The 15,631-nt window shown below is 68.7% G+C and carries 8 protein-coding genes; all 8 read left to right on the top strand.

What is annotated here, in order from left to right:
• The first annotated feature begins 156 nt into the window (after nucleotides 1-156).
• On the top strand, nucleotides 157-1,752 hold the full coding sequence (locus tag WMF46_RS08905; protein WP_437985232.1) for a protein kinase domain-containing protein: 1,596 nt from the start codon (nucleotides 157-159) through the stop codon (nucleotides 1,750-1,752).
• A 270-nt stretch (nucleotides 1,753-2,022) separates the two neighbouring features.
• Nucleotides 2,023-3,054, top strand: coding sequence for a PEGA domain-containing protein (locus tag WMF46_RS08900; RefSeq protein WP_437985231.1), 1,032 nt, complete (start codon nucleotides 2,023-2,025; stop codon nucleotides 3,052-3,054).
• A gap of 38 nt (nucleotides 3,055-3,092) precedes the next feature.
• Nucleotides 3,093-4,772, top strand: a complete 1,680-nt coding sequence (locus WMF46_RS08895; protein WP_437985230.1) for a hypothetical protein — start codon at nucleotides 3,093-3,095, stop codon at nucleotides 4,770-4,772.
• A 115-nt stretch (nucleotides 4,773-4,887) separates the two neighbouring features.
• Entirely contained in the window at nucleotides 4,888-5,940 is a 1,053-nt protein-coding gene (locus WMF46_RS08890; RefSeq protein ID WP_437985229.1) for a tetratricopeptide repeat protein, read from the top strand.
• 12 nt (nucleotides 5,941-5,952) lie between these two features.
• Nucleotides 5,953-7,662, top strand: a complete 1,710-nt coding sequence (locus WMF46_RS08885) for a hypothetical protein (protein WP_437985228.1) — start codon at nucleotides 5,953-5,955, stop codon at nucleotides 7,660-7,662.
• Nucleotides 7,663-8,460: 798 nt separating this feature from the next.
• On the top strand, nucleotides 8,461-10,428 hold the full coding sequence (locus WMF46_RS08880; RefSeq protein WP_437985227.1) for a DUF2169 family type VI secretion system accessory protein: 1,968 nt from the start codon (nucleotides 8,461-8,463) through the stop codon (nucleotides 10,426-10,428).
• An 18-nt stretch (nucleotides 10,429-10,446) separates the two neighbouring features.
• Nucleotides 10,447-14,406, top strand: coding sequence for a DUF6531 domain-containing protein (locus tag WMF46_RS08875; RefSeq protein WP_437985226.1), 3,960 nt, complete (start codon nucleotides 10,447-10,449; stop codon nucleotides 14,404-14,406).
• A gap of 15 nt (nucleotides 14,407-14,421) precedes the next feature.
• Nucleotides 14,422-15,615, top strand: a complete 1,194-nt coding sequence (locus WMF46_RS08870) for a hypothetical protein (RefSeq protein ID WP_437985225.1) — start codon at nucleotides 14,422-14,424, stop codon at nucleotides 15,613-15,615.
• The last annotated feature ends 16 nt before the right edge of the window (nucleotides 15,616-15,631 follow it).

The following is a 15,631-nucleotide window of genomic DNA, read 5'->3' as shown; positions in this document are numbered from 1 at the left end:
CCGCGTCGAGAGAGTCCCGGTCGCCACCCCATCGCCGCCTGCCCCGCGCCTCCCTCCGCCAGCCGCCTCCGCCCGATCCACCCTCGCTCGGCTTCATCCGCTTCCTCCCCCACGCCCGGATCCGCTAGCCTCTTCCCTCCTCCCGAGCTCCCTCCCATGCACCTCGGCGCCGGCTCCGTCCTCATCGACAAGTACCGCCTCGAGCGCCCGCTCTCCCGCGGCGGCATGGGCTCGGTCTGGGTCGCGCACCACCTCCAGCTCGGCACGCCGGTCGCCGTCAAGTTCATGGACCCGGCCTACGCCAACTCTCCCGCGTTCCGCGCCCGCTTCGAGCGCGAGGCGCGCGCGGCCGCCCAGCTCAGGACGCCGCACGTCGTCAAGGTGCAGGACTTCGGCATTCACGAGAGCGTCCCCTACCTCGTCATGGAGCTCCTCCAGGGCGAGGACCTCAACGCGCGCCTCCTGCGGCGCGGCCGCATCCCGCTGCTGGAGGCGCATCGCATCCTCGCCCAGACCGGCAAGGCCCTGCGCAGCGCGCACGACGCCGGCCTCGTCCATCGCGACCTCAAGCCCGCCAACCTCTTCCTCGCGCGCGTCGACGGCGAGGACGAGGACATGGTGAAGCTCCTCGACTTCGGCATCGCCAAGGAGACCACCTCGAAGCTCGTCGCGGACGCCTCCACGACGGGCGAGGTCATGGGCTCGCCCCATTACATGAGCCCGGAGCAGCTCCGCGCCGAGCGCGACGTCGACGCGCGCAGCGACCTCTGGGCGCTCGGGGTCATCCTGTTCCGCATGGTCACGGGATACCTCCCCTTCCCCGGCGATGTGCTCGCGCAGGTCATGACCAGGATCCTCGTCGACCCGATCCCCTCCGCGACCCAGCTCGCCCCCGGCCTGCCCCCGGCCACCGACGCCTTCTTTCACCGGGCGCTGGCGCGCGATCGGGCCCACCGGTTCCAGACCGTCCGCGAGCTGGTCGACGAGTTCGCGCGCATCGCGGGCGCGCCGCGGTTCGCGTCGTCCGTCTCCGATGCGCACGGACCGTTCCCCCTGGCCCCCACCGGCTTCGTTCCAGGGGTGGCGACGCCCCTGCCCGGAATGCCCCTGGGGCCGGGCGGCACGACCCCCGGCGGGCCGCTCGCCTCTTCCCCGGCGCCGCTGGCGGGCTCTGTCTCGGCGGGCACGCTGACTGGCACGATCGATCCCGCCAGGCCGTCCGGTGGACGGCGCTCGGTCGCGTGGACGACGTGGCTCATCGCCGCGGGCGCCGCGGCTGCCGTCAGCGGGCTCGGCGTGACGCTCGGAGCGTACTATGGCGGGCAGGCCGAGGCTCCGTCTCCCGCAGACGCCCCGGCGACCGCCGAGCTCGCGGCCTCCGGCCCGGAGATCACCACCCGCGACGCCCCGTCCGCGCCCCCTGCGAGTCGCCTTGCTGCAGAGACATCGACCGCTGCACCTCTCATCGTGCCGTCTGCGCCAGCGACGGATGCGGGTTCGGACACCGCCTTAGAGCCATCAGCGCAAGACCCCACGCCGCCCAGCGAACCGGCGGCCGTTCGCACCGGCGCGCCGGCAGCGGGTCGCACGGACGCGCCGAGCGACGATCGCGGCCCTGTTGCGCCACCCACCGGCACACAGCCCCCGAGCGGCCCCGCCCCCCACAGCACATCCCCTCGGCGACCGTCTCCGCCGACACCCCCCAGCCCGCCGCAGACGTCGAAGCAGGCGAAGCCGCGCTGGGGGATCTGAGGGAAGTCAGAGAGAGGGGAGCAGCGGTCTCCGGCGCTCCGAGAGCACACTTCTCCCTCCGGAAAGCCCCTGGGCCGAGGCCGTCGCCGCGCAGCACGGCGGCAGGGCGGCGTGCTGCGAAGCCGCTGCACCATCACGCCCTGCGTGGAACGGGTGGACAAAAGCTTCCGTCACGGCGCGTAAGAAGTACGGTTCGCGCTCGGGGGTGGGTAAAGTACGGCTGTACGCGTCTTCCGAACCGCAGCTCCCTGGAGCACCGCTGGACTCCTCATGACGACGAACCGCCCGCTGCTGTGGACCTTGAGCATCGCCGTCGCCTTGCTGGCACCTGCCGCCGGAGCACAGCCGGCGCCCCCTCGGGCCGATGCGCAGGAGAGCGACGCGCTGACGGACAGGGCGCGCCAGCTCTTCGAAGACGGGGTGAAGGCGGCCAGCGCGGGGAAGTGGGCCGATGCGCACGCGGCGTTCCTCGCGGCGTGGGGGCTGAAGCCGCACTACCAGATCGCCTCGAACCTGGGCGTGGCCTGCCTCCGGGTGGGCAAGCCCCGCGACGCGGCCGAGTACCTTACGCGCTACCTCCGCGAGGCCCCCGCGACGAAGGTCCAGGAGCGGCAGCGCGCGGAGGCGTCGCTGCAGGAGGCGCGGGCGCAGGTCGCGGCGGTCACGGTCCGCGTCGCGCCGGACGGCGCCGAGGTGACCGTCGACGGAGCCAGCGTCGGGCGAGCGCCGCTCGCGGATCCCGTGTTCCTCGACCCGGGGCGGCACGACGTCAGTGCGAAGCTCGACGGGTATGTCCTGCAGACGCGCTCGCTCGAGGCGACCGCGGGCGGGACGGAGGCGGTGGTCCTCGATCTGCAGCGCACCCCGGCGCCCGACGAGACGCGCGCCGGCGCGGAACAGAGCGGCTTGCCGGCTCCCGAGGTGCCGCGGGGCGGCGGGAGGACGGCGGTGCTCGTCACGGGTGGGGTCGCAACCGGCGTTGGCGCCGCGGCGGGCGTGCTCTTCACGGTGCTCGCGAACAACAGGGCCGGCGATGCCGAGACGCAGAAGACCGCGCTGCTCGCCGGAAATCGGAACCCGTGCACCGCCCGGCCCGCTCCAGCGGCGTGTACAAAGCAAAGCCAAGCGGTCGACGAGAGCGCGCTCTACAGCAACGTGGCGTTCTGGAGCTTCGCGGGGGCCGGCACGGTTGGCCTCGGAACGCTGCTCTATGCCCTCGTGAGCGGCCCCGACGCGCGTGTGCAGGTGACGCCCAGGGTGGGAATCAACGACGTGGGTCTCTCGGTGGGCGGGGCGTTCTGAAGACCGGGATCTGAACTCAAGACGATGGAGAATGGCTGATGCCTCGGACTGCCCGTACCGCCGCGCTGCTCGTCCTCGGAACGACGGCCGCCGGCCTCGATCTGGCTGGCTGCTTCCCGTACTCGAACCACGACGATTGCAAGCACAAGCCCATGTTCTGCAGCGAGAACGGGGGTGACGCAGGGGGAGCGGGAGGCGTGGGCGCCGGAGGGACCGGGGGTGCCGCGGGGAGCGGGGGCGCGGGCGGGAGCGGAGGTGCTGGGGGGAGCGGAGGTGCTGGGGGAGGGCCGCCGCCCCTGGTGTGCGTGCCCAGCGAGCAGGGCTGGACCGCCGACGCGCGCTGCGGCGTGTTCGTGTCGGCCACGGCGAGCGACGGCGGCGACGGGACGCCCGAGGCACCGGTGAAGACGCTCGCCGAGGCCATCGCGCTCGCCGCGCAGTTCGAGGACGAGCAGGCGCGGCGCGTGTACGCGTGCGCCGAGGAGTTTAAGGAGACGCTCACGGTGACTTCGAGCGTGACCGTCTTTGGCGCGCTCAATTGCGCCGCGAAGTGGCGGTGGGGGGATGAACCGAAGACCACGCTGAGCGCGACGCCCGGAGCCGTGCCGCTGACGATGCGCGTCGTCGGCGGCACGGTACACATGGAGGATCTCCATATCGTCGCTCCGTCGATCACCGAGGGGGACACGGGAACCTCCGCCATCGCAGCGATCGCCGATCACTGCAAGGTCGATCTGGTCCGGTGCGTGCTCGAGGCAGGGGATGCAGCCCCCGGGGCCTCGGGGGCCACGCCTCCTGCTCCGCGCGAACAGGCCCCCGACGGCAGCGACGGCAATCCCGCTTGCTCCGCGACTACGGTGACAACACCACTGCTGGAGACGAACGATTGCGGCACTCCCCTGGATACCACCGACGACTCGCGCGGCGGTCGGGGAGGGAATGGCCGGGATGATCGCGGGACCTCCGGCGACATAGGTTATCCGGACCAGAAGAACAACGACAACGCTGGAGGATACAATAGTTCAACCGTGATGTGTAGCGCGGGCAAGAGGGGTAGCGACGGTGACCCTGGCACACCTGGCGCAGGGGGAGACGGCGTCGGCCAGCTCTCCAGCACCGGCTACGCCGGTAAACCCGGCGGTGATGGCCAACGCGGGAAGACCGCCCAGGGCGGCGGGGGTGGCGGAGGCTCCCGCGGGAACACCGAATGCCCTGGAACCAACGATGGCGGCGCCAGCGGCGGCAACGGCGCCGCTGGTGGCTGCGGCGGTGCAGGCGGCGAGGGCGGCTCTCCAGGTGGCTCCAGCATCGCCCTGGTGAGCCTCGACGCAAAGCTCACGCTGAATGACGTCAGCCTGATCGCCGGCAAGGGGGGCCAAGGCGGCAACGGCAACGCCGGCCAGATCGGCGGGTTGGGTGGGAACGGCGGGTCAGGAGGGTTGGGTTCGAGCGCTGCTTTCGTGAGTGATGCGTGTGCCGGTGGGGATGGCGGCAAGGGCGGCAGCGGCGGCAAGGGTGGCGGCGGTCAGGGCGGCCATTCCCTCGGCATCGCCTTCCTGGGCGCACCGGACAATATCCCGTCGCTCGACGGCGTCATGTACGAACTCGGCAACGGTGGCCCCGGCGGCGCAGGTAGCGACGTCGCTCACAATGGCGCCCCGGGGCTGGCGCTCCCGCTCCTGGACTTCGCGTCTCCACCACCTGCACCAGGGCCGTGATGCCCCGCCGGCATCTCCGCCTCGGTCTGCCCTCGCCCGCGCAGAGCTCCGACGGCCCTCTTCGACACGCTGAAATTCAACTCGACCGCCCACGGCTCCCATGCACCTGTCCGCCATGAGATCCCGCCGACGACTCCGCCTGGCTCTGCTCCTCGTGCTCGGGCTCCCGGCCGTGCCGGCCACCGCGATCTCCCAGCCAGCCCCGTCGACCGCGCAGACCAAGGCGGCGGCCCGAGCCCTCGCCGACAAGGCCTGGGAGTTTTTCAACGCCGGCCGCTACGAGGAGGCGCTCGCAGCCTTCCGCGAGGCGGACGCACAGGTCCACGCGCCGCCGTTCCTGCTCTTCGCGGCGCGCTCCTGCGAGCGGCTCGGTCGCCTGCTCGAGGCGCGCTCGCTCTACCAGCGTGTCGTGGACGAGCCGATCGAGGCCAGCGCTCCGCAGGAGTTCCAGCAGGCCCAGGCGGACGCCCGGGTCGAGCTCACCGCGCTCGCATCCCGCATCCCGACCCTGGAGATCGCGGTCGCGGGCGTGGCGCCGGGCGCGGTGGAGCTGACGCTGGACGGCGAGCGCGTCGTCCAGACGGGGCCGGTGGAGCGCGACCCCGGCGAGCACACGGTGACCGCGACCGTGCGGGGCCAGCGCCCGGTGACGAAGACGATCCGGTTGAGCGAGGGGGGGAGAGAGCGCCTCACTCTCGATCTGGCGCCGCCCCCAGCGCCGGCGGTCGCGACGCCGGCCACCTCGCGCCACCCGCGCGAAGATGCAGGGATGGATGTGCGCGGCGCCGCGCTCGTCGGCGGCGGGGTCGCGACGGGCGCGGGGGTGGTCGCGGGCGTCGTGTTCACGCTCGTCGCCAATGGCAAAGCGAGCGAAGCGAAGCGGCAGTGGCGCGTGGTCGATGCCATCGATAGCGAAACCGTCGACTGCAGGTACCCCGCTGGCTTCAACCAGACGCAGGAGTGCGGCGAGCTGAGCTCGCTGGTCGACGATCAATATCTCTTCAGCAACCTGGCCCTGTGGAGCTTCATCGGCGCAGGCGCCAGCGCGATCGGGACGCTCGGCTACGTCTGGCTCGCTGCGGCGCCGAGCGAGCCGGAGCACCACGTGCGCCTCGCACCGCTCGTGCTGCCGGGCGGCGGCGGACTCGTCGCCGGCGGCGCCTTCTGAGTCGAGGAACTCATGAACCGACCCATCAAGAGAGGGATACGGCTGGCTGCGCGCGGGGCCTCGACGCTGGTCCTGGCGTCGTTCGCGGCAGCGAGCCAGACAACGAGCTGCCTCGGCCCCGACTGCAGCGAGCTGCATCGATGTGGAGACGACGGCGGAAGGGGTGGCGAGGCAGGCGACGGCGCCGGGGCGGGCGGCGCCGCTGGAACCGGCGGAGCAGGGGCGGGCGGTGCCACTGGAACCGGCGGTGCCGCTGGCGCAGGGGGTGCAGGGGGAGGGCCGCCGCCCCTGGTGTGCGTGCCCAGCGACGGGCCGGGCTGGACCGCCGACGCGCGCTGCGGCGTGTTCGTGTCGGCCACGGGGAGCGACGGCGGGAACGGGACGCCCGAGGCACCGGTGAAGACGCTCGCCGAGGCCATCGCGCTCGCCGCGCAGAGCGAGGACGAGCAGGCGCGGCGCGTGTACGCGTGCGCCGAGGAGTTCGAGGAAACGCTCACGGTGACTTCGAGCGTGACCGTCTTTGGCGGGCTCGATTGCGCCGCGAACTGGCGGTGGGGGGATCAACCGAAGACCACGCTGAGGGCGACGCCCGGAGCCGTACCGCTGACGATGCGCGTCGTCGGCGGCACGGTACACCTGGAGGATCTCCATATCATCGCTCCGTCGATCGCCGAGGAGGGTGCAGGGACCTCCGCCATCGCAGCGATCGCCGATCACGCCAAGGTCGACCTGGTCCGGTGTGTGCTCGAGGCAGGGGATGCGGCGCCCGGGGCCTCGGGGGCCGCACCTCCCCCTCCGCGCGAACAGGCGCCCGACGGCACCGCCGGCAATCCCGCTTGCTCGGCAGCTGCGGTGGCAACAGCACCGCCGGAGACGAATGATTGCGGCACCACCATGGATACCACCGACGACTCGCGCGGCGGTCTGGGAGGAAATGGCCTGGATGCCCGCGGGACCTCCGGTGTCATAGGCTATCCAGACGAGAAGAACAACGACAACGCCGGTGGATACAATAGTTCAACCGCGACGTGCAGCGCGGGCAGGAGGGGTAGCGACGGCGACCCTGGCGTAGCTGGCGCAGGCGCACGCGGCATCGGCCAGCTCTCCAGCACCGGCTACGCCGGCGCACCCGGCGGTGATGGCCAACGCGGGAAGACCGCCCAGGGCGGCGGGGGTGGCGGAGGCTCCCGCGGGAACACCGAATGCCCTGGGACCAACGATGGCGGCGCCAGCGGCGGCAACGGCGGCGCAGGCGGCTGCGGCGGCGCAGGCGGCAAGGGCGGCTCTCCAGGTGGCTCCAGCATCGCCCTGGTGAGCCTCAACGCAAAACTCACGTTCCATGAGGTTCACCTGATCGCCGGCGATGGCGGCCGAGGCGGCAACGGCAACACCGGCCAGACCGGCGGGTTGGGTGGGAACGGCGGGGCGGGCGGGGAGGGCCAGAATTTTGGTCCCAACACTTCCGTTCGTGATGGATGCGTGGGCGGGCGGGGAGGCCAGGGCGGCAACGGCGGCAACGGCGGCGGCGGTCAGGGCGGCCATTCCCTCGGAATCGCCTTCCTGGGCACGTCGGACACCATCCCGTCGCCCGACGGCACCACAATCAAGCTCGGCGCGGCCGGCCCTGGCGGCGAAGGCAGCGACGTCGCACACGACGGCGACGCGGGGCTAGCGCTCCCGCTCCTGGACTTCGCGTCTCCACCACCTGCACCAGGGCCGTGATGCCCAGCCGGCATCTCCGCCTCGGCCTGCTCCGACAGACGTTCAACGGCCCTCGCAGGGACATCGCACATCGTTCGACCGAAACCCGACCTCGTTCCAGGGACGCGCGCCATCGATAACTTCCGTCTGCCATCCCGCCTCGATTTCTGGCTGTGGGACCGCGATGGCTGGACGCCTCGCACCGGTCGTTCGAAGCCTCCGACCGATTTCCGAGGCCTTCCACCGATTTTCGAACGTTCGCACCGATCGTCCGAAGCCTTCGACCGCTTTTTCGAAGCCTACGACCCCCTTCTCGAAGCCTTCGATCGCTTTTTGACCGGTTCTCACCGGGCGTTCCCCGCCCCCTCGGCGTCCCGCCGCAGCAGCACGACCGCGGCGGAGCCGCCCGAGAGATCCGCCCCCGATCGGCTCCACAGGCGCCGCACGCAAAAATCGTTCCCTACCGCCCGAGCCCGATCCATCTGGTGAACTAGCTTCCATTCACCGTCGCACGCGGTGTATCGTTCGAGGTCACGAGGGGGAACGAGCGTGGTTCCGACCGATGACGTGGAATCGAGTCGAGGGGGTGTCGCTCCTCGCGGGGTTCCGCGCTGGAATGATCGCCCGGGGGATGTCGCCACGAAAGTCGAGACCACGGTCGCGCCCTTCATTCCATCGAGCCGAGGCCCTTCCCCGGCAGCGACGCCGCCACCGGGAGCGCGCTGGCCGATCTCGCACTTGAACAACGACTTCGGATCCGCAGCCGCCGTTCCTCGCTCGTAGATCGTCCGACAACCCCGCCCCCACGCAACGATTCCTATGCGACAAGGATCCATTGAATCCCTACCGATCACCTCGCATTGCCCTTTACAGGCGACCTCGTTCGTATGGCAGACAGCCGACAGACGCCGTTCGCTGACCTTCATCTGCAAAGCGACTTACGAGCTGTCCCCGGGGCTGTCGCCCCTCGCGCAAGATCAGGACGAGATCTGCGCCGAGGATGTCCCCTGGGAAGGCGACGAGCGGAACAGCCTGCGAGCTCCCAACGATCTGGTCCCCTTCAAGCGTCGCGCGGACGTCCTGGTCACCGGGCATGTCTATGCACCGCACGGGCAACCTGTCCACTCGCTGATCGCGCGCCTCTCCGCAGGCACGGTGAACAAGGCCATCGCCGTCTACGGTGAGCGCAGCGTGCAGCCGAGCGGAGAGCTATCCCAGCCTGCCGAGTTCACACGATTACCGCTCTGCTGGGAGCGCGCCGCGGGTGGCCGCGGCACGAGCAACCCTGCGGGCATCGCGCCCGCTCCGTTCGGGCCCGCCGGCGGTCCGAGTTGGGCGCCCAACTTCCAGCAGCCCGGGATCTACGTCGCCAGCGCGCACGTTCCCATCCCTCCCTCGGGGATGGGCCCCATCGCTCCTGGGTGGCCTGACCGATCGGAGAGGCTCGGTCGCTCCGCGGCGCTGTGGGATCATCGCAACTGGCACGCTCACCCGCTGCCGGACGACATCGACGCGGCCTACTTCAACAGCGCGCCGCCCGACCAGCAGGTGGACAGGCTCGCGCCGGACGAGCGCATCACGCTGGAGAACCTCCACCCCGAGCACCCGCGCCTCGTCACGCGGCTCGACGGCGTCGTCCCGCGCGTCGTCCTCCGGGGGCCGCACCAACCCGAACGATGGCTGGATCTCCGCTGCGATACGCTGTGGATCGACACGGACCGCGGAGTCTGCTGCGTCACGTGGCGCGGCTCGGTCCCGTACGAGGTCGCGCGGAAAGCGGAGATCCACGTCACCGCCGACGGCGGTCGCCTCGCCCCTTCCGCCGCGGAGAGCACGGTCTTTCTCGGCAAGAGGGACCTCGATGCGGCCCTGGATCGCAATGAGGGCGCCTCCCCGGGCGGCGTGCAGGAAGCCGCGGTCGAGACGACCGCGATCGGCAGCGCCGCATCGATGGGGGCATCGCCCCTCCCCTTCGCGCCTGCCGCTCCTGGGACGCTGGCGGGGATCACCTCATCGGTCGAACGTCGCGAATCCCGTGCGGCCGAAGCTGACCCGACAGGTACCGTGCTGGCGCCGCTCTTCGTCAGAGCCAGGGAGTTGCCTTTCGGGTGGACCGGCGGTCAGGGAGCGACATCGCCCGCGTGGACGGCCGCGGCGCCTGAGCCGGCCATGGAGGGTCCGATCGATGCGGCGCCCGAGCAGGAACCGGCGTCCGAGAGCGACGCGCCGACGGAACGCCCACCTCCGCCGGCGATGCTGGCGGCGATCGCGCTCGCCGACGAGCAGGCGCCAGGGCCGGGCGACGTCGCAGAGCCGGCCGGGATCGACGCCGAGCCGGAGGTGTTCGCGATCGAGCGATGGGCCGAGATCTCGGCCGAGATCGACAAGGCGCATCGATCTCGGGCCGAGGTGCTCGGAGCCCACAAGCTGACCGAGCGAGACTTCACCGCCGTCGCGCGGCACTGGAAGGCCGCTCTCGAGGCCGAGGCGGCGAGCGCCGGCTTCTCGCTGCGGTTCAAGCACGACGGAGCATATGTGGGCGCGCTGGAGCGCCTCCGGGAGCGACCGCTCTCGGTACCGGAGTACGCGCGGATCCTTGCTGCCGGCGGCCGCCGTCAGGTGGTCGAGACGCTCCACGATCTTGAGATGCCCGAGGCGGCTCACCTGCCCATCGTCCGGCTATGGACCGCGAGGCTGGCGCGCGATCCGAAGCTGTCGATCGAGATGATCCAGGCCGTCGCAGCCCTCCGCGAACGAGCGGCGAGCCCGGCGACAACCACGCCCTGAGCAACTGCGGAAGGTACCATGTCCCAGGCCGCCAAGTTCTTCGATCCCGTCCTCGGCATCGACATCCACCTCGTCATCGTGCCGCCCTCGCCGGCTCCGGTGCCGCTGCCTCACCCGTTCATCGGGATCGTGTTCGACCCGATCGGGCTGTTAATCTCGGCCGGAATGACCGCCGTCTTCGGCGGCGGCGGGCCCGTCTTCGTGAACAGCGTCCGGATCGGGAACACCGGCACCGACTGCATCGCCATCCCGCACTTTCCGATGCCGCCAGGAATCTCGTTCCACCCGACGGATGTTCCCGACAATGAGGGGACCCTCGTCACGGGCGCGAAGACCGTCACCTTCGAGGGCTCGTCCGAGGGGCGGATGGGCTCGATGGTCGCGAGTTGCAACTTCCCTCTCAATTTGCCGACATCCTTGTGCCTCGCCATCCCGCTGGGCGCCCCTGTGGACGTCGGGGGCCCCGAGGCTGTGGACTGGTTCGCGGCGGTGACGCGCGGGATCCGCACCAAGTGGTTCTCCGGCGCGCTCCATAAGGCACTGAACGCCGCCCCGAACTCCAGGTTGAGCAAGCTCATCTGCTTTCTCACCGGCCACCCTGTCGACGTCATGACAGGCGAGGTCCTGACGGATGCCGTGGATTTCGAGCTGCCAGGCCCCCTGCCGCTGAGGTTCGAGCGGATCTACTACAGCCGTGACCGGTACTGCGGCTCGCTCGGTCAGGGCTGGCACCATCCCCTCGACGCGCATGTGACCGAGGACGGCATCGAGGTCCGGGTGCGCCTCGCGGACGGCCGCGAGCGCGCCCACGACCGCCTGCTGCCCGGACAATCGCTGTGGGACGACCTGGATCGGTACACCCTCGCCCGCCATGACGACGGCTATCGCCTGACCACGTGGGACGGGATCGCGCATGACTTCCGTGCCGTGCCAGGCGGCGCTCCTCGCGGGGGCGCTGGCGAGCGTACCTTCCTGCTCGTGCGCATCTCGGACCGCTGCGACAACGCGATCCAGCTCTACTACGAGAAGGGTCTCCTCCGGCAGATCATGGACAGCGCCGGCCGCAGGATCGAGGTCGAGCACACCCGGGATGGCCGCCTGTCGCGGATCTCCTGCGACGGCGTGCCGCTCGTGCGTTATGCGTACGATGGAGACCACTTGGTCGGCGCGACCGACGCGCTTGGCCATTCGTTGCGGTACAGCTACCGGGGCAGCGTGCTCGTCCGAGAGACCAACAAGAACGGGCTCTCGTTTCACTTCGAGTACGACTGGGAACACCCCGAGGGCTGGTGCCTGCGCACCTGGGGCGACGGTGGCATCTACGATCGGCGGATCACCTACGACAAGGCGCGCCACACGACGATCGTGGACGACGGGCGCGGCGGCCGCACGCACTACTTCGGCAACGCCGCGGGCCTCGTGGAGCGTGAGATCGACCCGACGGGCGTCGAGAAGCGCTACGAATGGGACCATCATTGCCGCAAGGTGGCGGAGGTCGACGGCCTGGGTCACCGGACCGAGTGGGCGTACGACGAGCGCGGCAACACGATCCTGGAGAGGAACGCGCTCGGGGAGGAGACGAGGCGGTCTTTCAATGCGTTCGGCCTCCCGGAGGCCGTCGTCGATGCGGCTGGAAGCCGCTGGACCGTCGGCTACGACGACCGGGGAAAGCCGGTCAAGATCACCGACCCGCTTGGTCATATGTGCCGCTATCACCACGACCGTCGAGGCCGGCTGAGGAAGAGCGAGAACGCTCTCGGACAGGTGTTCGAGCTCCTGTACGATGATCGAGGCGATCTGCTGGAGACCAAGGATCGAGAGGGCGGACGCGCCCGGTATGCATGGGACGGATTCGGCCGACTGATGGCGTACACCGCCCCTCTCGGCAGGAGAACCGCGCTCTCATGGGATGCGTGCGGTCGACTGGTCGAGATCCGCTTCCCGGACGGTGGCGTCGAGCGGCGAGCGTACGATCCCGAGGGGAACCTCGTGGAGCGGACGGACACGCTCGGCAACATCACCCGTTACCGGTATGCCGGATTCAACAAGCTGGTCGAGCAGATCGATCCCGAGGGGCACTCGGTCCGCTACCATTACGACGTGGAGGAGAACCTCGTCGGCCTCACCAACGAGCTCGGTGAGACGTACCGCATCGACGTCGACCTGGCCGGTCGTGTGGTGCGCGAGGTGGGGTTCGACGGCCGGACGCTGGTGTTCCGGTACGACCGCGCGGGCCGGTGCGTCGAGACGATGAACGGCCAGCAGAAGATCACCCGGCTCGAGCGCGACGCCTTGGGCCGCATCACCCGCCAGCTTCTGCCAGGCCGGGCTACGCCAGAGCGCCCGCTGCCGCCGCCCGAAGAGGTGCTGTTCGTCTATGACGCGCGCGGCGACCTCGTGCGGGCGAGGAACGACGACGCCGATGTGCACTTCGAACGAGACGCGCTCGGCCGCATCGTGGTGGAACGGGTCGGCGAGACGACCATCGAGAGCCGGTACGACGCCGCGGGGAGGCGCGTGCTGCGGCGCACAAGCGCCGGCCACGTCACCGGCTACGACATCGACGGGAACGGCCTCCTCCGCGGGATCGCGGTCTATCCTGACGAAGCGTGGTCGGACTTCGATCCAGCGGCGCTTCACGCTGGTGTCCGGCCCGAGCGTGCGCCATGGTCGATGCGCCTCACCCGCGACGCGACAGGCGCCGAGACCGAGCGAAGGCTACCCGGAGGCGTTGTGGCGCGGTGGAGGTACGATATTTCTGGCCGGCCTGCGGTGCAAGAGGTCGTGCAGCTGGACACGCCGATCCTTCGTCGCGAGTACACGTGGCGCTCCGACGAGCAGATCGCGGCCATCGAGGACCAGCAGAGGGGCGTCACCCGTTTCGAGCACGACCGCCGCTCGTATCTTGTCGCGGCCCACCGACCTGACGGCACGACACAATACCGGATGCCGGACCCAGCAGGCAATCTCTACAATACGCCAGAGCGCTCTGACCGCATCTACGGCCGCGGCGGCGTGCTCAGACAGGCTGACGGCGTACGTTACGTCCATGATGCTGACGGAAACCTCACGGAGAGGATATTACCGGACGCGCGGACATGGAGGTATCGGTGGGATGGCGCGGACCAGCTTCGTGAGGTCGAGCGGCCAGATGGAGAACTCGTATCCTTTGCGTACGACGCGCTCGGGCGGCGGGTGCGCAAGACCCATGGCACACGGACGACCGCATACGTCTGGGACGGGGGCGACGTCGTGCACGAAGTGCGTCCGGGCCTGGGCGTAACGACGTGGGAATTCGAGCCAGAGGCGTTTGCGCCGGCGGCCAAGATCGAAGGCAACAAGCGATATGGCGTCGTCACGGATCACCTCGGAACACCGCTCGCAATGCTCGACGAAGCCGGCGCGATTGTGTGGAGCGCGCAGATCGACATCTACGGGTCGATGCAAGAAGACGTGGCAGATGCCCGCTGCCCGTGGCGCTGGCCAGGCCAGTACGAAGACGAGGAGACCGGGCTGCTTTATAACAGATTCAGGTACTACATGCCGGAGTCGCTTGGCTACATCCAGGCCGACCCGCTACGACTCCTGAACGGCACCAACCTCTATCGATATGTCATCGACCCACTGCTCTGGACAGATCCGCTAGGACTACTATTTGGCATCTATGAATTCATCGACGGACATGGCCGACCATACATAGGATCTTCAGTGGACACGGTGAGGCGACTGAGGCAGCATGGAGGTCGCAAAGTATCCGTGGTCTCCGAGACGGCCGTCGACGTCTTCGGCGCAACAGGCAGGGATGCGCGCCGGCTGCTGCGACTGGCCGAGCAAGAGACGATCGAAGACGCCCAGAAAGCCGGCAAGAAGCTAGCGAACGAAATTCGCGCCGTTGGACCACGGAGGAGACAGTTCTACGAGGCGCTTCGCAACTGGTATCGAGGCGGTCAGAACGGGCCAAAGCCGACCTGCAAATAAATCGATAAAAGCACCATGATCTTCTACGACAACAACGGAAATACGATAATCGAAGTCGACGACTCGACAACAAGGCTGGAGTTCCCGCGACTCGAACAGGAGGTAGTATGCGTCAATCTAGCAGAGGGAGTTCGCTCGCTTCGCTCCCTCAAAACCCTGCTGTACGGGATGTCTCGCCGAAACGACGTCCATGAGCTAAATTTCCTCAATGGTCTCACGCACATCACAGAGATCGGCGTAGCCCCTCTGCTCTTTGGCCAGGATGTGACGCCCATATCGACGTGCACCGGGCTAAGATCGATACGCCTCATCAGCATGACCAATGTGGACGTCCGTCCTCTTGCGAGTCTGCCAGATGTCGAAGATCTCCACCTGGACGGCAAAGCCAAGGGCATGACGAGCCTGCGCAAGCTCGAGCGCCTGAAGAAACTGGCGGTCACCTCCATGAAGGGCGTCTCAGTCGACATCTTCCGCGGCAACCAGGCGCTCGAGCTCCTGTCGCTCGTGGGCTCGTCGTTCCGCGACGTACCGTCATTCCCTCAGCTTCGCGAGCTTGACATCCGAAGCACGAACATAACATCTATCATCGACATCGGGCAACAGCCATCTCTCAGAATCATTCACATGGACAGATGCAACAAACTGCGGTCACTCGAAGGACTGGAGCAGTTCAAACAGCTCGAGGAGATCAACCTGGGCGAGATTCGCGAATTACCCTCTCTCGAGCCGATATGCAGCCTACCAAAAGTACGAGTCATTCGGCTGGAACGAACCAGAATCGCTGAGCAGAAGCTGCGGGCAAAGGTTCCGCCCACGCTGGAGCTCGTCATAAGCTCTGGGGAGAACTTGGATCTCGTGACCCAAATCGCAAGACAGGCTCCGAGCTGCAGAATCGAGCTCACCGGGGGCTCGGAGCCATGCCAGCTCGTGGGGCTCGTCAAGATTCAACGAGCTAGAGAAGGCGACCGCGAAGGCTTCAGGATCGAACAAGATCTTGCGGACCTCATGAACGTGGACACGAATGACGACGTCGAAGAGCTAGTGCGCGATCGAGCCGCACAAGTTGCCAAGCTGGACGACGTCGACTTTGACAGCGAGAGCTCCTATTTTGTTGCGACGACAAAATCACTGGAATCGTGCCGGCGTTTGGCGCAATTGATCAACGAGCTGATCGAGCGTCGATCTGCGCCGAAGATGCGAGCGAAGTGAGCGTACGAGAGGGGAT

It is taken from the genome of Sorangium sp. So ce117, from assembly GCF_051524395.1.
In the GTDB taxonomy this organism is placed as follows: Bacteria; Myxococcota_A; Polyangia; order Polyangiales; family Polyangiaceae; genus Sorangium; species Sorangium cellulosum_B.
This window is presented reverse-complemented; position numbering and strand designations above follow the sequence as displayed.

Excerpts from the sequence above, each read along its gene's own strand:
- WMF46_RS08905 (WP_437985232.1), top strand. The coding sequence starts at position 157 with ATGCACCTCGGCGCCGGCTCCGTCCTCATCGACAAGTACCGCCTCGAG.
- WMF46_RS08900 (WP_437985231.1), top strand. The coding sequence starts at position 2,023 with ATGACGACGAACCGCCCGCTGCTGTGGACCTTGAGCATCGCCGTCGCC.
- WMF46_RS08895 (WP_437985230.1), top strand. The coding sequence starts at position 3,093 with ATGCCTCGGACTGCCCGTACCGCCGCGCTGCTCGTCCTCGGAACGACG.
- WMF46_RS08890 (WP_437985229.1), top strand. The coding sequence starts at position 4,888 with ATGAGATCCCGCCGACGACTCCGCCTGGCTCTGCTCCTCGTGCTCGGG.
- WMF46_RS08885 (WP_437985228.1), top strand. The coding sequence starts at position 5,953 with ATGAACCGACCCATCAAGAGAGGGATACGGCTGGCTGCGCGCGGGGCC.
- WMF46_RS08880 (WP_437985227.1), top strand. The coding sequence starts at position 8,461 with ATGCGACAAGGATCCATTGAATCCCTACCGATCACCTCGCATTGCCCT.
- WMF46_RS08875 (WP_437985226.1), top strand. The coding sequence starts at position 10,447 with ATGTCCCAGGCCGCCAAGTTCTTCGATCCCGTCCTCGGCATCGACATC.
- WMF46_RS08870 (WP_437985225.1), top strand. The coding sequence starts at position 14,422 with ATGATCTTCTACGACAACAACGGAAATACGATAATCGAAGTCGACGAC.